Annotated in this window: 15 protein-coding genes and 1 tRNA gene; 1 reads left to right on the top strand and 15 read right to left on the bottom strand. The window is 69.4% G+C overall.

Annotated features, from left to right (window positions below):
- Positions 1 to 36: 36 nt before the first annotated feature.
- Both Mco01_RS04385 and Mco01_RS04380 read right to left on the bottom strand, forming a co-directional pair.
- Complete coding sequence (locus tag Mco01_RS04385; RefSeq protein WP_204055604.1) at positions 37 to 1011, bottom strand: glutathione S-transferase C-terminal domain-containing protein; 975 nt, start codon at positions 1009 to 1011, stop codon at positions 37 to 39.
- Between the two features lie 178 nt (positions 1012 to 1189).
- Positions 1190 to 2353 carry an NAD(P)/FAD-dependent oxidoreductase gene (locus Mco01_RS04380; RefSeq protein ID WP_204055603.1) on the bottom strand — a complete coding sequence of 388 codons (1164 nt, stop codon included), beginning with the start codon at positions 2351 to 2353 and terminating at the stop codon, positions 1190 to 1192.
- A 356-nt stretch (positions 2354 to 2709) separates the two neighbouring features.
- Here Mco01_RS04380 and Mco01_RS04375 point away from each other — a divergent pair, with 356 nt between their 5' ends.
- Positions 2710 to 3825, top strand: a complete 1116-nt coding sequence (locus Mco01_RS04375; protein ID WP_204055602.1) for a winged helix DNA-binding domain-containing protein — start codon at positions 2710 to 2712, stop codon at positions 3823 to 3825.
- A 317-nt stretch (positions 3826 to 4142) separates the two neighbouring features.
- On the opposite strand, the gene Mco01_RS04370 is transcribed toward Mco01_RS04375, so the two are convergent.
- From Mco01_RS04370 to Mco01_RS04310, 13 genes are all read right to left on the bottom strand, one after another.
- Positions 4143 to 4218: transfer RNA gene (locus Mco01_RS04370), tRNA-Ala, on the bottom strand.
- Positions 4219 to 4432: 214 nt separating this feature from the next.
- A complete protein-coding gene (gene araA, locus Mco01_RS04365) occupies positions 4433 to 5914 on the bottom strand; it encodes an L-arabinose isomerase (protein ID WP_204055601.1) in 1482 nt (493 codons plus the stop codon).
- Positions 5911 to 6570 (bottom strand): L-ribulose-5-phosphate 4-epimerase, encoded by a 660-nt coding sequence (locus Mco01_RS04360; RefSeq protein WP_372444750.1) that lies wholly within the window; start codon positions 6568 to 6570, stop codon positions 5911 to 5913. Before Mco01_RS04360 ends, araA begins: the two co-directional genes overlap by 4 nt.
- 14 nt (positions 6571 to 6584) lie before the next feature.
- Positions 6585 to 8234, bottom strand: coding sequence for a ribulokinase (gene araB / locus Mco01_RS04355; protein WP_239103331.1), 1650 nt, complete (start codon positions 8232 to 8234; stop codon positions 6585 to 6587).
- Positions 8235 to 8344: 110 nt separating this feature from the next.
- Positions 8345 to 9604, bottom strand: a complete 1260-nt coding sequence (mmsB, locus tag Mco01_RS04350) for a multiple monosaccharide ABC transporter permease (protein WP_204055600.1) — start codon at positions 9602 to 9604, stop codon at positions 8345 to 8347.
- 6 nt (positions 9605 to 9610) lie between these two features.
- The gene (gene mmsA / locus Mco01_RS04345; protein ID WP_204055599.1) at positions 9611 to 11140 is read right to left on the bottom strand and encodes a multiple monosaccharide ABC transporter ATP-binding protein; all 1530 of its coding nucleotides are present in this window, start codon (positions 11138 to 11140) and stop codon (positions 9611 to 9613) included.
- 51 nt (positions 11141 to 11191) lie between these two features.
- Entirely contained in the window at positions 11192 to 12313 is a 1122-nt protein-coding gene (chvE, locus tag Mco01_RS04340; RefSeq protein ID WP_204055598.1) for a multiple monosaccharide ABC transporter substrate-binding protein, read from the bottom strand.
- Positions 12314 to 12505: 192 nt separating this feature from the next.
- A complete protein-coding gene (yjfF, locus tag Mco01_RS04335; protein WP_204055597.1) occupies positions 12506 to 13489 on the bottom strand; it encodes a galactofuranose ABC transporter, permease protein YjfF in 984 nt (327 codons plus the stop codon).
- Complete coding sequence (locus tag Mco01_RS04330; RefSeq protein ID WP_204055596.1) at positions 13486 to 14544, bottom strand: ABC transporter permease; 1059 nt, start codon at positions 14542 to 14544, stop codon at positions 13486 to 13488. The genes yjfF and Mco01_RS04330 overlap by 4 nt, the downstream gene beginning before the upstream one ends.
- The gene (locus Mco01_RS04325; RefSeq protein WP_204055595.1) at positions 14541 to 16052 is read right to left on the bottom strand and encodes a sugar ABC transporter ATP-binding protein; all 1512 of its coding nucleotides are present in this window, start codon (positions 16050 to 16052) and stop codon (positions 14541 to 14543) included. The genes Mco01_RS04330 and Mco01_RS04325 overlap by 4 nt, the downstream gene beginning before the upstream one ends.
- 64 nt (positions 16053 to 16116) lie before the next feature.
- Positions 16117 to 17094: an ABC transporter substrate-binding protein gene (locus Mco01_RS04320; RefSeq protein ID WP_204055594.1), complete on the bottom strand. Its 978-nt coding sequence runs from the start codon at positions 17092 to 17094 to the stop codon at positions 16117 to 16119.
- Between the two features lie 74 nt (positions 17095 to 17168).
- Entirely contained in the window at positions 17169 to 18158 is a 990-nt protein-coding gene (locus Mco01_RS04315) for a LacI family DNA-binding transcriptional regulator (protein WP_204056084.1), read from the bottom strand.
- Between the two features lie 256 nt (positions 18159 to 18414).
- Positions 18415 to 19395 carry a LacI family DNA-binding transcriptional regulator gene (locus Mco01_RS04310; protein WP_239103330.1) on the bottom strand — a complete coding sequence of 327 codons (981 nt, stop codon included), beginning with the start codon at positions 19393 to 19395 and terminating at the stop codon, positions 18415 to 18417.
- Between the last annotated feature and the right edge of the window lie 46 nt (positions 19396 to 19441).

Genomic DNA, 19441 nt, shown 5'->3' with positions numbered 1-19441 from the left:
ACAGGACGGAGCGGGCGGCAGGGGCGACACGCCCGATCAGACGGCCAGGGACGCGCGGCCGTGGGGGGCGTCCCAGTCGGCGTCGACCGGCTCGACCTCGATGCGCTTGGGCCCGCCCGGAATCGCGGGCGGCGCGCCCAGCCCGAAGACCGTGAAATCCGTCGTCTCCCGGAAGGCGGGCCGCTGGTAGAGGTCGCGCGCGTACGCCCAGAGGTTGGGGAACGCGGTGAGCGGGCGCTCGCTGATCCCGCCGTGCGGGTTGTAGCCGAGGTCGAACCGGGCGAGTGTCACCCACAGGCGCACGTCCGACTCGGTGACGCGGTCGCCGAACAGGAACCGGCTCCCGGCCAGGCGCTCGTCGAGCCTCTCCAGCGCGGTCACCACCCGCTCCCGCAGGTCCTCGTACTCCTCCTGCGTCGCGGCGCGGGCCACGGCCAGGACGCCGGAGTTGACGTCCCGGAGGATCTCCTCGTTGAGCGCGTCGATCTCGGTTCGCAGGTACTCCGGGTAGAGACGGACGGCGGGGTCGGCCCACCGCTCGAATTGGGTGCCGAGGTCGATGGTGATGTCCGGGAAGTGGTTGCTGACGATCCGCCGCTCCACCCGGTCCCACAGCACCGGGACCGACAGGTGGCCGGGGTAGCCGGGCTCGGTCGCGTCGTACGCCTCCTGGAGGAAGCGGAAGCCGTTCACGGGGTCGGCGCCGCGCCGCTCGCGGAACGCCCAGCCGCGGGCGTCGCGCTCATCGTCCACGTATGACAGCGACACCACGTCGTCGAGCCCCGCGAGCGTGCGGACGACGGCGGCGCGCTGCGCCCACGGGCAACTCCAGGCGACGTAAAGGTGGTAGCGGCCCGGCTCCGCGGGGTGGCCGCTCGACCCGTCGGCGGTCACGCGCCCCTGGAAGGGGTAGAGCGGGCGGCCGGCCGAGGCGTCCAGACGGCCGGGGCCGTACGGCCCGTGGGCGGCCACGTCGACGGGCGGCGCGTAGGCGGGGGTCTGTGTGCTCATGGGATCGGCTCTCCTTGCTCGTGACGGGTCACGGTACGGGTCCGGCCTCCGGGCGGGGCCGGGCGGCCGGCGGGGGATGGGGGCGGCCGGCCGGGGTCGGGTGCCCGGCCGGGGTTGGGCGGCCGACCGGGGTTGGGCGGCCGGCAAAGGGAATGGGAGCATCCCGCCGGGGTCGGGGTCAGCCGAGGATGCGGGCGGGGCCGAAACCCGCCGCGAGGCCTTCGCCTGCCGCGAACCTCTCCGGCCCGAAGGCGGCCAGCCGCGGGTCGGGGTCGTCGCCGAGGATCAGCCGGGCCACGTGCTCCCCCCAGGCGGGGGCGAGCTTGAAGCCGTGCCCGCTCGTGCCGGCGTCCACGAATACGTGCTCGGTCACCTGCCCCGTGACCGGCTGCCAGTCGGGACTCACGTCGTACAGGGAGGCCCAGCCGCCGATGAGCGCCGCACGCCGCCGCGCCGGGGAGCGCCGGGCGGCCGCGGCGGCCAGGTCCTTCAGCTCCCCCTCGCCCGCGGGCTCCGGGTCGCGCCCAGGGTCGGCGGGCAGGGCGGGGACGACGCCGCCGACGAGGTACTGGGTGCGCGGCTGGGGCGTGGAGTAGTAGCCGCCGGCGACGTCGATGAGCACGTGCGGCACGAGGCCCGCGGCGTCGGCCGGATCGTGCTCCAGCACCGCGACGACGTGCCGCTCGACGGTCAGCGGCAGGTCGGCGCCGAGGGGCCGCAGGAGCCCGGCGGTCCACGGCCCTGCGGCGACGAGCAGTCGTCCGGCCTCGTGGACGGTCCCGTCCTCTGTCGTCACCCTCACGCCGCGGACGCCCTCGTCCACCCGGACGACGGGGCGTTCGAGGTGGAGGTCCGCGCCGTGCGCGCGAGCGGCCCGGGCCAGGCCCAGGGTGGTGCTGTAGGGGTCGGCGTAGCCGGCGTCCCTCTCCCACACGCCCACCGCCACGCCGCCGAGGTCCAGGTGCGGCAGGCGGCCCGGCAGGTCACGCGCGGCGACCGCCTCGCTCGCGATCCCGGCCTCCGCGAGGCGGCGCGCCGTCCGCTCCGCCGCCTCCGTGTCGTCCGGGCCGTGCAGGTAGAAGGCGCCCGTACGGCGGAAGCCCGAGTCGCCGCCTCCCGTCCGATCGGCGAAGTCGGCCAGGAACGCGATGCCGTCCCTCGCGTTCTCGGCGAGGAAGGGGTCGGTGTAGTAGGCCCGGCAGATGCCGCCGGAACGGCCCGTCGGCCCGGCGGCCGGGGACCGCCGCTCGAACACGGCCGTCGCGACCCCGCGCCGGGCGAGGTGGAAGGCCGCGCTCACCCCGTGCACGCCGGCTCCGATGATTCCCACGTCGTACGGCACGGGCCGCCTCCTCGTCCATCTCCTCCAACACGTATAACCTACATAGAAGATAGGGAATAGGCCATCGGTCCGGCGTGTGAGATCCGTTGCGGGGAGGAACTTCTCGGGGAGGAACTTCTCGGGGAACGCCTGAGGGCCGCCTGCTGATCGGAGACGGCCCTCGGACGGCTTGTGGACCTTCTGGGACGTTGCTCGAAACGCGTTGACGTGCTCGAACAGCTCACAGAGGCCCTCGATCGGGCAAGGTCTGCCCAAGCTGCCGACACCGACCCCTCCTTATGCGGTAAGTAACCGATTTCCTGGTTGAAGGCCGCTTGTTTATCCATGACAATAGCCACCCATGATACGCTGGCATTATGCACCAATGGACATGGCAACAAACATTGTCACGACGTTTGGAGAAGAATTATCTTACGCACCTCGCACCGCAGGCGGTGCAAGTGGTGAGCGGAGTTTGCGGTGTTCAGGCCCAAGCGATTCCGGCGGCCGAGCTTGGCGTAGGAATCAGAACCGCCCTCACTCGCGCCGACCTACAAGAACTGATTAATGGTAGGCAATTAACGCGCACCTGTGCCATGCGTGGCACCGCTTACTTGCTTACGGCAGACGAACTACCACTCTATATGGCCGCCATGCGCCATGTGTATGGCGGGAAAGACGCGTGGTTCACACGGTTCGACCTTACCCGAAAACAGGCTGGTCGACTGTTCGCCGCCACCCGTGAGATTTTGGATGGGCAAACACTTGAGCGCTCGGAACTGATTACGGCACTGAAACAACAGGTTGGCGACTGGGTGTTCACCGTATTCGACGAAACATTGGCTTTCTTTGTAGTGGCCGCGGCATATGCCGGTGTTCTAGCTTACGGCCCGGCGCGGGGCAGTAAGGCCACTTTCATGTTGCCTCAAACCACAACAAGCCCCTGGTTTGGAATTCCGGAAGAAGAAGCGGCAACAGAGCTGACGCGGCGATATTTTGCCACCTACGGCCCAGCGACCCACGCCGATTTAGCGCGGTGGCTGGGCATAAAATCGGCCGAAGCGGGCGAACTCATTGCCAATCTTAAAGGTGAGTTACAAGCAGTTGGCGTAGAAGACAGAGAAGCCTGGTTGCCGTACAACGCAGAAGAGCCCTCTGCACATGACAGGACACACTGCATAAGGCTGCTCCCACAATACGACAGCTATATTTTGGGCGCGGGGCCGCTGGAGCGTATCGTGCCGCCAGAGGCCAAGGAGTTTATTCGCCGGCACAAAGGAGGGCGGTACGAAGGCGCGGCCGGAGTACAGGTGCTACTGGTTGACGGCCTGTTTGCGGGTGTCTGGGAACGCCGACAGACAAGCAAAGGACTCGATGTTACCGTAAAACCACTACACGTGCTGACGTTCATCCAGCAGAACACGCTCGAGGATGAAGCCACACGCGTCGCCCATTTTTATGGAAGTCAAGCAGTGTTAAAGGTTGATAAGTAACGCTTGCGCTCGCTGTTGCGGTCGCGCCGAGTACGACCCGCGATTTTTCCTGCTCCCCGCCCTGCCAGCGCACATTGACGACGCCGAATCTCTGGCCGGATGAGTCCCGCTCATCGTCCGAGCGCCCCGCCCGCGTGCGGCGCGGACACACAGACTGGGTGCGTGCGCGGCCGAGCCCGCGTGATTGGGCTGATGAGCCTGACGCACCAGAAAGCCAAGAGCCGCCTCCCTGGCGGAAGGCGGCTCTTGGGCTGGTGTGACCTCTGCAGACGGGCTCGTCCTCGCCCTGGAGGGCGAGGGTTCGAGTAAGGCTGCAATGGTGGAGCTATGGGGACTCGAACCCCAGACCCCCTCCATGCCATGGAGGTGCGCTACCAGCTGCGCTATAGCCCCGTGCGATGCCTGCAAGTGTATAGGAGTCCGCGCATTGGCGGTAACCGGACGCCGGGCATGTCACGCGCGGCACCACCGTGGACGCGGGGCGACCCACGACGCCGGCCCCGCCCGTCCGCCGCCCTCGCCGTACGGGCGGCCGGACGGAGATGGTGGCCGGGCCCCTCCCCCAGCCAGACGGAGGGGCCCGGCGTGCGTGGGCCGTCCGCCGCGGTCAGAACCCCTGGGCCAGGCGGTAGTAGGCCTGGTTCCAGCGCAGCTCCTTGGCGAACTGGCGCGAGGTGGTGTCGGCGTCGATGACCAGCAGCTCCACCCCGAGCATGTCGGCGAAGTCGGTGAGCTCCTCGGCCCCGACCGCCGCCGACAGCACGGTGTGGTGCGGGGCGCCGGCCGTGAGCCACGACTCTGCCGAGGTGCGCAGGTCAGGACGCGGCCGCCAGACGGCGCGGGCCACCGGGAGGCTCGGCAGCGGCTCGAGGGGGGCGACGACGTCGATCTCGTTGGCCACCAGGCGGAAGCGCTCCCCCATGTCGGCCAGGCCGACCACGACGGCGGCGCCGGGCCGGGCGTCGAACACGAGCCGCACCGGGTCCTCGCGGTTGCCGATGCCGAGCGGGTGGATCTCGCACGACGGCGTGCCCCCGGCGATGGTGGGGCAGACCTCCAGCATGTGCGCCCCGAGGATCAGCTCCTCGCCGGGCGTGAGGTGGTAGGTGTAGTCCTCCATGAACGAGGTGCCGCCGGGCAGCCCGGCCGACATCACCTTCAGCGTGCGCAGCAGCACCGAGGTCTTCCAGTCGCCCTCGCCGCCGAAGCCGTAGCCGTCGGCCATGAGCCGCTGGACGGCGAGGCCGGGAAGCTGCCGCAGCCCGCCGAGGTCCTCGAAGTTCGTGGTGAACGCCCGGAAGCCCCCGGCCTCCAGGAAGCCGCGCAGGCCGAGCTCGATCCGGGCCGCGTAGCGCAGGGAGTCGTGCCGCTCGCCGCCCGCCCGCAGCTCGGAGGCCACCTCGTAGAGGTCCTCGTACTCCTTGACCAGCGCGGACACGTCGGCGTCCGAGGCGGCGTCCACGGCCTCGACCAGGTCGTTCACGCCGTAGGTGTTGACCGACACGCCGAACCGCAACTGCGCCTCGACCTTGTCGCCCTCGGTCACCGCGACGTCGCGCATGTTGTCGCCGAACCGGGCCAGCCGCAGCGAGCCGACCTCGGCCCGCCCGGCCGCGGCCCGCGCCCAGGTCGCCACCCGCGCCGCGACCGCCGGGTCGCTGACGTGCCCGGCGACGGTCTTGCGGGCCACGCCGAGCCGCGACTGGACGTACCCGAACTCGCGGTCGCCGTGGGCGGCCTGGTTCAGGTTCATGAAGTCCATGTCGATCGTGTCCCAGGGCAGCTCCCTGTTGGCCTGGGTGTGCAGGTGCAGCAGCGGCTTACGCAGCGCGTCCAGCCCGGCGATCCACATCTTCGCCGGAGAGAACGTGTGCATCCACGCGATCAGGCCGCCGCACTCGTCGTCGGCGTTCGCCTCAAGGCAGAGCCGGCGGATGGCCGCCGCGTCGGTGAGGACCGGCTTCCACACCAGCTCGAAGGGCAGCGACGCGCCCAGCTCCTCGGCGATCCGCTGGGACTGCTCGGCCACCTGGCGCAGCGTGTCCTCGCCGTACAGGCCCTGGCTGCCGGTCAGGAACCATAGCTTCACCGGTGACTCCTCTGTCCGTAGACGTTCTGGTAGCGGTCGTACAGGCTGTCCACGTCGTCGCGCGCGATCGGCACCGGCTCACCGAGCTGGCGCGACACGTGCACGGTACGTGCCACGTCCTCGCACATCACGGCCGCCTTGACGGCCGCCTTCGGCGACTCCCCGATCGTGAACACTCCGTGGTTGCGCATGAGCACCGCCGGGGAGCGGTGCCCGGTCAGGGTCTCCACGATGCCCTTGCCGATGTCGTCGCCGCCGATCAGGGCGAACGGCCCGACCGGGATGTCGCCGCCGAACTCGTCGGCCATCGCGGTCAGCACGCAGGGGATCGCCTCGCCGCGGGCCGCCCACGCCGAGGCGTACGTGGAGTGGGTGTGCACCACGCCGTTCACCTCCGGCATGTGGCGGTACACGTAGGCGTGCGCGGCCGTGTCGCTGGAGGGCGCGAGAGACCCCTTGACGAGGTTGCCGTCCAGGTCGCACACGACGATCGACTCCGGGGTCAGGTCGTCGTAGGACACCCCGCTGGGCTTGATGACGAACAGGTCCTCCCCGGGCACCCGACCGGAGACGTTGCCCGCGGTCCACGCCACGAGGTTGTAGCGCACCAGCTCGGCATGGAGGCGGCAGACGGTCTCCCGCAACTCCTCGATCACACGCTCCTCCTTGTTCACGCGGTCGCCCCGTTCCTGATCGCCCGCAGCCGGTGCAGCACCTCGCCGTCGGCGAAGTGGTCGTGCAGCCGGCGGTACTCGGCGTACAGCCGGTCGTAGGCGTCGGCCCGCTCGGGATCCGGCGCGTAGGCGGCGGCCTCGCGCTTGCCCATGGCCGCGGCCGCCTCCGGGATGCCGGGGTACTCCCCGGCCGCGACGGCGGCGTGGATCGCCGACCCCAGGGCCGGTCCCTGGTCCGACCCGATCACCGACAGCGGGCGGCGCAGCACGTCGGAGTAGACCTGCATGAGGAAGGCGTTCTTGAGCAGGCCGCCGGCGACCACGAACTCCTCCACCGGCACTCCGGCCTTCTCGAACGTCTCCACGATCAGCCGGGCGCCGAACGCCGTGGCCTCGATCAGGGCGCGGTAGACGTCCTCGGGGCGGGTGGCGAGCGTCTGGCCGACGATCACACCGGACAGGTTGTGGTCGACCAGGACCGACCGGTTGCCGCCCTGCCAGTCGAGCGCGACCAGCCCGTGTCCGCCGACAGGCTGGGCCTCGGCCAGCCGCGTCAGGTACTCGTGCAGGCCGAGGCCAAGCTCCGCGGCCCGCTCGGCGTACGAGGCGGGGACCGAGGTCTCGACGAACCAGGCGAAGATGTCGCCGACGGCCGACTGCCCGGCCTCGTAGCCCCACAGGCCGGGGACGATGCCGTCGCGGACCACGCCGCACATCCCCGGCACCTCGGCGAGGTGGTCGGAGTTCATGACGTGGCAGGTGGAGGTGCCCATGATGGCGACCATCTGGCCCGGCCGCACGGCGTCGGCCGCGGCGAGCGTCACGTGCGCGTCGACGTTGCCGACCGCCACGGCGACGCCCTCGGGCAGCCCGGTCCACTCGGCGGCCTGCGCGGTCAGGCGACCGGCGAGGCCGCCCAGCGGCGCGAGTTCCCGGCCGAGCTTGCCGGTGAACCCGGCGAAGGCGGGATTGAGCGTGGCCAGGAAGTCGTCCGAGGGGTAGCCCCCGTCCTGGTAGATGGCCTTGTAGCCGGCGGTGCAGACGTTGCGCGTCTCCACGCCGCACAGCTGCCAGATGATCCAGTCGGCCGCCTCGATCCAGCGGTCGGCCCGTTCGTAGACCTCCGGGTCCTCCTCCAGGACCTGCAGCCCCTTGGCGAAGGCCCACTCCGAGGAGATCTTCCCGCCGTACCGGGCCAGCCAGGGCTCGCCCCGCTCGGCCGCCAGCGCGTTGATGCGGTCGGCGTGCCGCTGGGCCGCGTGATGCTTCCACAGCTTCGGCCAGGCGTGCGGGCGGTCGGGGAGGGTCTCGGACAGCGGCGTCCCGTCGGCCGCGGCCGGCAGGATCGTGCAGGCCGTGAAGTCGGTCCCGATGCCGACCACCTGCGCGGCGGGCACCTGCGCCGCCGCAAGCGCCTTGGGCACCGCGTGCCGCAGCACGTCGACCCAGTCCTGCGGCGACTGGAGCGCCCAGTCGGGGCCGAGGCGCACGCCCGACCCGGGGAGCGCGTCCTCGATCACCCCGTGGGCGTACTCGTGGACCGCCGCGCCGAGCTCCGCGCCGTCGCTCACGCGCACCACCACGGCCCGGCCCGACAGCGTGCCGAAGTCGACGCCGACGACGTAGCGCTCGCTGTTAGCGTTCACACTGCACTCCAGGGGTCTTGGGGGACATGGGCATCATCTTTTCCGGCCGGGGACCGCCTGCCGCCTTGCCCGGCGGTCAGGAAGACGGTCCCCTTCGATGTCGCACCCGGTCACCGTGAGGCACCCGTCCTGCGCTTGGTCCACACGTCGAACGCCACGGCGGCGAGCAGGACGATGCCCTTGACGAGCATGACGCGCTCACTCGGCGAGCCGATCAGCGACATGCCGTTGTTGATGACCGCCATGATCAGACCACCGGTGATCGCGCCGACCACCTTGCCGACACCGCCCTGCACGGCCGCGCCGCCGATGAAGGCCGCCGCGATCGCGTCGAGCTCGAAGCTGTTGCCCGCGGTGGGACCCGCCTGGTTGAGCCGGCCGGCGAAGATGACGCCGGCGATGGCCGACAGCACGCCCATGTTGACGAAGATCCAGAAGACGACCGACTTGACCTTCACGCCGGACATCACGGCCGCCTGCAGGTTGCCGCCGATCGCGTAGATCTGCCGGCCGAAGACCGTGCGGTTGGCCATGAGGGAGTACGCCAGCACGAGCACCGCCAGCAGCACCAGCACCCACGGCAGGTTCTTGAAGCGGGCCAGCTGCACGACCACGAAGAGGATCAGCGCGGCCCCTGCCGCCATCTTCAGCACGAACAGCGCGACGGGCTCGACCGCCTGGCCGTAACCCTTGCGGGCGCCCCGGGTGCGCCACTGCGCGAGGACCATGCCGGCGATCGCGATGATGCCGATCAGCAGGCTGAACAGGTCGGCGCCGCCGAGCGGGCCGAGGCCGATGTTGCCGAGGTAGCCGTCGGTGAAGCCGTTGGCGAGCGTGCGGACCTGGTCGGGGAACGGCCCGATGCCCTGGTTGCCGAGCACCGTCAGGGTCAGCGCCCGGAACAGCAGCATGCCGGCCAGCGTCACGATGAACGCGGGGATGCCGAAGTACGCGATCCAGTAGCCCTGCCACGCCCCGATCACGCCGCCGGCGATGATCGTGATGAGCAGCGCCAACGGCCATGCCACGCCCATGTTCACCATGAGCACGGCGGCCAGCGCCCCGGTGACCGCCACCACCGAGCCGACCGACAGGTCGATGTGCCCGGCGATGATGATCAAGATCATCCCGATCGCGAGGATCAGGACGTAGGAGTTCTGAACGATGATGTTGGAGATGTTCTGCGGCTGGAGGAGCGCGCCGTCGGTCAGCACCGAGAACAGCACGATGATCAGCGCGAACGCGATGTAGATGCCACTGGAGCGCAGGTTGACCGACAGGCCGCCGAGCGACACCCGTCCCGGCTGCCGCGGCGCTCCCCCGTCGCCCGTGGCGCCGACCGCGACGTCGGCGGGCGTGATGCTGCTCATTTCGAGCTACTCCTGTCCCTTGGTCATGAGATACATGAGGCGTTCCTGCGTGGCCTCCCCGCGCGGCACCTCGCCCGTGATCCGTCCCTCCGACAGCGTGTAGATGCGGTCGCACAGGCCCAGCAGCTCGGGCAGCTCAGAAGAGATCACCAGCACGGCCTTGCCCTGGTCGGCCAGGCGGTTGATGATCGTGTAGATCTCGTACTTGGCGCCGACGTCGATGCCCCGGGTGGGCTCGTCGAGGATGAGCACGTCCGGCTCGGTCAGGATCCACTTGGAGAGCACGACCTTCTGCTGGTTGCCGCCGCTCAGCTTGCCGACGACGCTGGTCACCCCGGGAGCCTTGATGTTCATGCTCTTGCGGAAGCCCTCGGCGACGCGGTACTCCTCGTTCTCGTTGACCCAGCCGCGCGAGGACAGGCCCTTCAGCCCGGCCGCGCTGATGTTGCGCTTGATGTCCTCGATGAGGTTGAGGCCGTACCGCTTGCGGTCCTCCGTGGCGTAGGCGACGCCGTGCCTGATCGCGTCCTGGACGTTGCGGATGTCGATCGGCTTGCCGTCCTTGAAGAGCCGGCCCGAGATGTTCACCCCGTACGTCCGGCCGAACACGCTCATCGCGAGCTCGGTGCGCCCGGCGCCCATCAGCCCCGCGAGGCCGACGATCTCGCCCCGGCGCAGCGTGAGCGAGGCGCCGTCGACCACCTTGCGGCCGGGCTGGCTGGGGCTGTGGACCGTCCAGTCCTCGATGCGGAACGCCTCCTCCCCGATGTCGGCCTCGTGGGGCGGGAAGCGGTTGTCGAGCGCGCGGCCGACCATGCCCGAGATGATACGGTCCTCGGTCACGTGATCGTCAGCCATGTCCAGCGTCTCGATCGTGCGCCCGTCGCGGATGATCGTGACGGAGTCGGCGATGGCGATCACCTCGTTGAGCTTGTGCGAGATGATCACACAGGTGATGCCCTCGTCGCGCAGCCCGCGCAGCAGGTCGAGCAGGTGGGCCGAGTCGTCGTCGTTGAGCGCCGCGGTCGGCTCGTCGAGGATGAGGAGCTTCACCTCCTTCGACAGCGCCTTGGCGATCTCCACGAGCTGCTGCTTGCCGACGCCGATGTCCGCGATGGGCGTGGTCGGGTTCTCACGCAGGCCGACCCGCTTCATCAGCTCGCCGGCCTCGTAGTTGGTGCGGTTCCAGTCGATGACGCCGCGTCTGGCGCGCTCGTTGCCGAGGAAGATGTTCTCGGCGATCGACAGCTGAGGGCTGAGCGCCAGCTCCTGGTGGATGATGACGATGCCGGCGTGCTCACTGTCGCGGATGCCGCCGAACTCGCAGCGCTTGCCCTCGAAGGTGATCTCGCCCTCGTAATCGCCGTGCGGGTAGACCCCGGACAGCACCTTCATCAGCGTCGACTTGCCGGCGCCGTTCTCGCCGCAGATCGCGTGGATCTCACCCCGCCGTACGGAGAGGTTGACGTCCTGCAGCGCCTTCACGCCGGGGAACGTCTTGGTGATCCCGCTCATCCGCAAGATGTGCTCGGTCATGTGCCCCTCGCTCAGGGAGGGGCCCGGGGACGAGTCCCCGGGCCCGGATCCCTACTTGAGCTGGTCCTCGGTGTAGTAGCCGCTGCCGACGATGACGTCCTTGTAGTTGTCCTTGTCGACGACCACCGGGTCGAGCAGGTACGACGGGACGACCTTGTTGCCGTTGTCGTAGTCCTTCTCGTTGTTCACCTCGGGCTTCTGACCCTTCAGCACCGCGTCCGCCATCTTCACGGTCTGCTCCGCGAGCTTGCGGGTGTCCTTGAAGATGGTCGAGTACTGCTCACCCGCGATGATCGACTTCACCGACGCGAGCTCGGCGTCCTGGCCGGTCACGATCGGGTAGGGCTGGCCGCTGGTGCCGTAGCCGGAGCTCTTGAGCGCCGACAGGATGCCGATGGACAGGCCGTCGTACGGGGAGAGCACGCCGTCGACCTTGGCGCCGCCGCTGTAGGTCTTGGTGAGGATGTCCTCCATGCGCTTCTGCGCGGTGGCCGGGTCCCACCGGAGGATGGCGGCCTGCTTGAAGTCGGTCTGGCCGCTCTTGACCTTCAGCGTGCCGTCGTCGATCTTCGGCTTGAGCACCGACATGGCGCCGTTGAAGAAGAACGTCGCGTTGTTGTCGTCGGGCGAACCGGCGAACAGCTCGACGTTGAACGGGCCCTTCTTGCCGCTGTCGACGCCGAGGCCCTTCAGCAGCGAGGTCGCCTGCTGCACGCCGACCTTGAAGTTGTCGAACGTGGCGTAGTAGTCGACGTTCGGGCTGTTGCGGATGAGCCGGTCGTAGGCGATGACCGGGATCTTGTTGTCCGCGGCCTCCTGCAGCTGCGAGGTGATCGCCGTGCCGTCGATCGAGGCGATGATCAGGAGCTTGGCGCCCTTGGTGATCTGGTTCTCGATCTGGTTGGCCTGGGTCGGGATGTCGTTCTCCGCGTACTGGAGGTCGACCTTGTAGCCCAGCTGCTCGAGCTGCTTCTTCAGGTTGTCGCCGTCGTGGATCCAGCGCTCCGACGACTTGGTGGGCATGGTGACACCGATCAGGGCGCCGGCGGTGCCGCCGCCGGAGGAGCCGGCGGTGGCCTGGGTGTCGACCGTCTTCTGGCTGGAGCCGCAGGCCGTCATGGTCGCGGCGAGCGCGATGGCGGACACCACGCCCCCGATCCGTCCCAACCTCATGTGTATCTCCTTGCGATGGGGGTCGCGGCAGAGCTGGGTGCGGCTACTGCCGATATAAGGGGTGATTTTGAAGAAAGGTTACAAACAGGGACAAAGTTCGCTGTCGTGCATTGTTATCGCTAACAACACGGATGTCAACGGGTGGGGGCAACGTTCCGGAAACGTTGCGGTAACCGCCCGCAGGTCAGGATCTCATCGCCGCGAGCGGGCGGAGAACAGGCGCTGGAGGAGGATGAAGACGAACAGTAACAATCCGATGAAGATTCGCGTCCACCACGAGCTGAGCGTCCCCTCGAAGCTGATGATCGTCTGAATCAGGCCCAGCACGAGCACGCCGAGCACCGTGCCGAGCAGGAACCCACTGCCTCCGGTCAGCAGCGTGCCGCCGATGACGACCGCCGCGATGGCGTCCAGCTCCATGCCGACGGCGTGCAGGCCGTACCCCGACAGCATGTAGAAGGACAGCAGCAGGCCGCCGAGAGCGGAGCAGAACCCGCTGATCGTATAGACCCCGATTTTCGTCCGGGCCACCGGGAGGCCCATGAGCAGCGCCGACTGCTCGCTGCCGCCGGTCGCGTAGACGTTGCGGCCGAAGCGCGTGTAGTGGAGCACGTACGCCGCCGCGATCACCACGACGACGGCGATCACCACACTCGGCGAGATCCACATGTCCCCGCCGAGGTCGATCCGCGTCTGGGCGAAGGCGGTGAACGTGGAGTTGTCGATGGGGATCGACTCGGTGTCGATCGTGAAGCACAGGCCGCGGGCCAGGAACATCCCGGCGAGCGTCACGATGAACGGCTGGATCTCGAAGTAGTGGATGATCGCGCCCATGCCGAGGCCCAGGACGGCCCCGATGAGCAGCACGATCAGCATCACCGGCCAGGGCGACCAGCCGTGTTTCAGCAGCGTCGCCGCGACCATGGTGGACAGCGCCACCACCGAGCCCACCGACAGGTCGATGCCGCCCGTGAGGATCACGAAGGTCATGCCGACGGCCACGACCAGCAGGAACGCGTTGTCGATGAAGACGTTGAGGATGATCTGCCCGGTCGCGAACCCCTCGTACCGGATGCCGCCCGCGGCGAACATGGCGAGGAACAGCCCGGCCGTGACCAGGACGGGGACGTACTTGCGCGGCACCCGGACGCGGCCCGGGACGGTCAGGGTGGTCATGCCGAGACCCTCACCTTCTCTTCCGCCACCGGAGGCGCGCCGGCGGGGCGGCGGCGCCGATGGAAGACCTTCGCGCGGAAGGCCGGGGACTGGAGCAGGCAGACGATGGTCACCACGAGCGCCTTGAACAGCAGCGTCGTCTGCGGCGGCACGCCGATCGAGTAGATCGTGGTGGTCAGCGTCTGGATGATGAGCGCGCCCAGCACCGTGCCGCCGAGCGAGAACCGGCCGCCCGACAGGGGCGTGCCGCCGATGACGACGGCCAGGATCGCGTCCAGCTCGATCCACAGGCCGGCGTTGTTCCCGTCGGCGCTGGAGACGTTCGAGCTGATCATCAGCCCGGCGATCCCCGCGCACAGGGCGCAGAACGTGTAGACGGTGATGATCACTGCCCGGGAGCCGATGCCGGCCAGCCGGCTCGCCTCCGCGTTGCCGCCGACCGACTCGATGAGCAGGCCGAGGGCGAGGCGCCGGGTGAGGAACGCGGTCAGCGCCAGCACCGCGATCACGATGATGATCCCGAACGGCACCGTGAGCCAGTAACCCCCGCCGATCAGCTTGTACGGCGAGCTGTTGATCGTGATGATCTGGCCCTGGGTGATGAGCTGGGCGAGGCCGCGCCCGGCGACCATGAGGATGAGCGTCGCGATGATCGGCTGGATCCCCACGCCCGCGACCAGCAGGCCGTTCCAGGCGCCGAGCACCAGTGAGAGCAGGAGCGCCACGCCCACGGCGCTCAGCACGCCGCCCACCGAGTTCTGGTTCCCGAGGTCGCTGATCTGCAGGCAGGCGAGGGCGCCGGAGATCGCGACGACCGAGCCCACCGACAGGTCGATCCCGCTCGTGGCGATGACCAGGGTCATGCCGAGCGACACCAGGATCAGCGGCGCGCCGAACCGGAAGATGTCGATCAGGCTGCCGTAGAGGTGGTCGTCCTTCATCTCGACGTGGAAGAAGTTGTCGGTGAACACCAGGTTGAGCAGGAGCAGCCCCACCAGGATCACGACGGGCCAGAACAGGCGGTGTCTGAGGAAGGGTCCGAGGAACGCGGTCATGACGCGGCTCCGCTCGCGATGGTCTCCGTCAGTGCGTCGGTGGTCAGCCGCTCGTCGTTGTCGATCTCGGCGACGAGCTTCCGGTCGCGCAGCACGCCGACCTTGTGGCTGAGCCGGAGCACCTCCTCCAGCTCGGCGGAGATGAACAGCACGGCCATCCCGCCGTCGGACAGCTCCGCCACGAGCCGCTGGATCTCCGCCTTGGCGCCCACGTCGATGCCCCGGGTCGGCTCGTCGAGGATGAGCAGGCGGGGCTCCAGGATGAGCCAGCGGGCCAGCATCACCTTCTGCTGGTTGCCGCCGCTGAGGTTGCGGACGAGCTGCTCGGGGTCGGCCGGGCGGATGTTCAGCGCGGACACGTACTTGCTCACCAGCTCGTCCTGCCGGCGCCGCGGGATGGGCCGGGTCCAGCCGCGGGCGGCCTGCAGGGCGAGGACGATGTTCTCCCGGACGGTGAGCTCGGGCACCAGCCCCTCCGCCCTCCGGTTCTCGGAGCAGAAGGCGACGTGATGCCGGATCGCCGCCCGCGGGGTGCGCAGGCCGACCTGCTCGCCGCCGATCCGCAGGGTGCCGGAGCCGGCGTGGTCGGCGCCGAACAGCAGCCGGGCGACCTCGGTGCGGCCGGAGCCGAGAAGGCCGGCCAGCCCCACGACCTCGCCCTCGTGGATGGTCAGCGTGAACGGCTCGATCGCGCCCGACCGGCCCAGACCGTCCGCCTCCACCAGCGCCGGGGTCTGCCGCGCCATGGGCTTGCCCTCGAGGCGTTCCAGGTCGGCGAGCTCGCGGCCGATCATCTTGCCGACCAGCTCCACCTGGCTCAGCTCGCTGGTGAGGTACTCCCCCACGAGCCGGCCGTTGCGCAGGATCGTCATGCGGTCGGCGATCTCGTAGATCTGGTCGAGGAAGTGCGAGACGAACAGGATCGCGATGCCCTGCTCCTTCAGCCGCCGCATCACCCGGAACAGCTGCGCCACCTCGCTCGCGTCGAGGCTGGAGGTCGGCTCGTCCAGGATCAGGACCTGGGCGTCGATGTCCACGGCCCGCGCGATGGCCACCATCTGCTGGACGGCCAGCGAGTACGACGACAGGGCCGCCGAGACGTCGATGTCGATCTCGAGGCGCGAAAGCAGCTCGGCCGCCCGGCGTCGCATCTCCTTCCATTGGATGCGCCCGAGGCGGCGCGGCTCACGGCCGATGAAGATGTTCTCCGCGACCGACAGGTTCGCGCAGAGGTTGACCTCCTGGTACACCGTGCTGATGCCGGCGTGCTGGGCGGCGAGCGGGCTGGAGAAGGCCACCCGGGCGCCCCTCAGCTCGATCTCGCCGGCGTCGATGTCGTACACGCCGGTCAGCACCTTGATCAGGGTGGACTTGCCGGCGCCGTTCTCACCCATGAGCGCGTGGACCTCGCCGGGAAGCAGGCGGAAGTCGACGCCGTCCAGCGCCTTGACGCCGGGGAACTGTTTCCCGATCCCCCTCATCTGAAGGATCGGCGCGGGTTCGGCCATACGGCGCCCCCTCCTCGTCGAGCCGGCGGGCCGCCCCCCGGTGGGAGGGCGGCCCGGTCGGGGATCAGTACTTACGGCTGGGCAGCGCCTGCTTCGCCTGGTCCTGCGTGAACGTGGTCTCCTGCGTCACGACGCGGGCCGGGACCTGCTCGCCCTTCACGACCTTCTTGGCCAGGTCCATCAGCTGGGGGCCAAGCAGCGGGCTGCACTCGACGATGTAGTTGATCTTCCCGTCGGCCAGCGCCTGCATGCCGTCGTGCACCGCGTCGACCGAGATGATCTTGATGTCCTTGCCGGGCACCTTGCCCGCGCCCTCGATCGCCTCGATGGCGCCGAGCGCCATGTCGTCGTTGTGCGAGTACAGGACGTCGATCTTCGGGTTCGACTTGAGGAAGGCCTCCATGACCTGCTTGCCCTCGGCCCGGGTGAAGTTGCCCGACTGCGAGGCGATGATCTTGAACTTGGGATCGGCCGAGATCACCTGCTGGAAGCCCGTCTTGCGGTCGTTGGCGGGAGCGGATCCGGTCGTGCCCTCGAGCTGGACGATGTTGACCGGGTCCTTGCTGTCCTTGTACTGGTCGACCAGCCACTGGCCGGCCTTCTTGCCCTCCTCGATGAAGTCGGAGCCGAGGAAGGTCCGGTAGAGGCTGGTGTCCTTGGAGTCCACGGCCCGGTCGGTCAGGATGACCGGGATCTTGGCGCTCTTGGCCTCCTGCAGGACCGTGTCCCAGCCCGACTCGACGACCGGGGAGAAGGCGATGACGTCGACCTTCTGCTGGATGTAGGACCGGATCGCCTTGATCTGGTTCTCCTGCTTCTGCTGCGCGTCGGAGAACTTCAGGTCGATGCCGGCCGCCTTGGCGGACTCCTGCACCGACTTGGTGTTGGCGGTGCGCCAGCCGCTCTCCGCGCCGACCTGGGAGAAGCCCATGACGATCTTGCCGTCGCCCGAGCCGCCCGAACCGCCCGAACCGCTGCCGCATCCGGCCATGGCGAACGCCGTGACGCCGGCCAGAACCAGCGCCGAGAACCTCTTCAACACGGGGGGTGTTCCTTTCTGGATGTTAACGCTAACACGGCCGGAGCCGCGTCAACCTTCATGACTTCCGCAGGCGGCTAGCGCGCGTGCGCCGTACTGGCCCTGGCGACGAACCGAGGGGGAACCACGTGGCGCTCGCGCTCGCACGGACCCTCCGCCTCGATCTGCCGCAGGAGCACGTCGATGCTGCGCCTGCCCACGGCCCCGAAGTCCTGCCTGATGGTGGTGAGAGGAGGGGAGAAGAACTCCGACTCCGGGATGTCGTCGAAACCCACGATGCTGATCTGCTCGGGGACCCTCACCCCTTCCTCCGCGAACGCCCTCAGCACGCCCAGCGCCATCTGGTCGTTGGCCACGAAGACCGCCGTGACCTCACTCGTCATCTCCGCCAGCCGCTTGCCCGCCCGATAGCCCGAACGGGGGCTCCAATCGCCGGCCAGCACGTCCGGCACCCGGTGGCCGGCGGCGGTCAGCGCCTCGCGCCAGCCCTGCACCCGGCCCTCGGCCTCCAGCCAGTCGGCCGGTCCGCTGATGTGCCAGACCGTCTCGTGCCCCAGGTCGAGCAGGTGCCGGGTCGCCAGGGCGGCGCCCTCCACCTGGTCGACGCTGACCACGGACACCTCGCCCGCCTGACCGCCCTCGACGGCGACGGCCGGCATGCCCGTCGGCATGTCCTCCAGCGCCTGCGCCGCCGACCGCTGCGGGGCCACCACGACGATGCCGTCCACGCCCTGGTCGGTCAGATAGTCGATCGCGTCGTGGACTCCGGCCCTGTCGATGGTCCGGAGGCTGACGATGCTGACGAAGTAGCCGGCCTCCCTGGCCGCCTGCTCGATGCCGTAGACGGTGCTGGCGGGGCCGTAAAGTGTGGTGTCGAAGCTGACGACGCCCAGCGTGCGGGAGTGCTTGGTGACCAGGGCCCGGGCGACGAGGTTGCGTCGGTAGCCGAGCTGGTCGATCGCGCGCAGCACCCGGGTCCGGGTCTCCGCGCGGACGTTCGGATGGTCGTTGAGCACCCGCGAGACCGTCTGGTGCGACACGCCCGCCACCTTGGCCACGTCCGCCATCACGGGCGGGCGGCGTTCCGGGCTGGGTCCCACCGGCTGCTCCTCTCTGTCGGCCTGGGAAGACTGTGAGCGTTAACACACCCTGTCGTCAAGGAGGCCGCCGGTTACGGTCCGGTCACACCGAAACCACCCGTTAACGTCGCGTCAACATGCCCCTACCGGGCCTGGAAGGTCCGGCCGGACACGGCGGGACACGGCGCGACACGGCGCGACACCACGGGACACAGCGCCCACCGGCGGGGAACGCCCGGGACGGTCAGGGGCGCGAGCCGGTGCTCCCCCGCACGACGAGCTCGGGCTCGACCAGCCGCCGGACCGGTCCCTCCGCCCCCGCGATCCGGTCGAGCAGCAGCCGGAAGGCGCGCCTGCCGACCTCGCCGAAGTTCTGCCGTACGGTCGTGAGCGGCGGCCACACGTACGCCGACTCCGGGACGTCGTCGAAGCCGACCACGCTGACGTCCTCCGGCACGCGCCGGCCCGCCTCGCGCAGCGCGCGCACCAGGCCCATCGCCATGTGATCGTTGCCGGCGAAGACCGCCGTCAGCTCCCTCTCGCCGGCCAGCCGTCTGCCGATCTCGTAGCCCGACTGGGCGCTCCAGTCGCCCGCCAGCGGCTCGGGCGCCTCCCGCCCCTCGGCCTCCAGCACCGAGCGCCACCCCGCGACCCGGCCGCTGGAGTCGATCCAGTTGTGCGGGCCCGCCAGGTGCCACACCGTCCGGTGCCCGAGGCTCAGGAGGTGACGGGTGGCGCGGACGGCGCCGGCGTGCTGGTCGACCGCGGCCACCGGAACCGGCAGGTCCTCGCCGCCGCCGACGTCGACCACGGGGAGGCCCGCCGGCAGGTGCCGCAGTCCCTCGGCGGCCGACTCGTGCGGCGCGACGACGATGACGCCGTCGACCGACTGCGAGCGCAGCCGGTCGACGCCCTCGGCGATGGACCTGCGGTTCAGCGACGGGAGGCTCGCGATGCTGACGAGGTAGTCGTTCTCCCTGGCGGCCTGCTCGATGCCGTAGACCGTCGAGGCCGGGCCGTACAGGGTGGTGTCGAAGCACACCACGCCGAGCACGCCCGAGCGGCCGGTCACCAGGACGCGGGCCGCCGAGTTGGGGTGGTAATCCAACTTTCGGACCGCCGCGAGGACCCGTTCCCTCGTCTCCGGCCGCACCTTCTCCGGCGTGTTCAGCACCCGGGAGACCGTCATCGCGGACACGCCCGCCAGCTCGGCGACGTCCTCCATGACCGCCGCCTTCGGGCGCTCCACGGGTCGGTCGCCGGACCCGGCC

The organism is Microbispora corallina (assembly GCF_016863035.1).
In the GTDB taxonomy this organism is placed as follows: Bacteria; Actinomycetota; Actinomycetes; order Streptosporangiales; family Streptosporangiaceae; genus Microbispora; species Microbispora corallina.
Note: the sequence above shows the minus strand (reverse complement) of the source record. Positions and strands in the feature narration are given on the sequence as shown.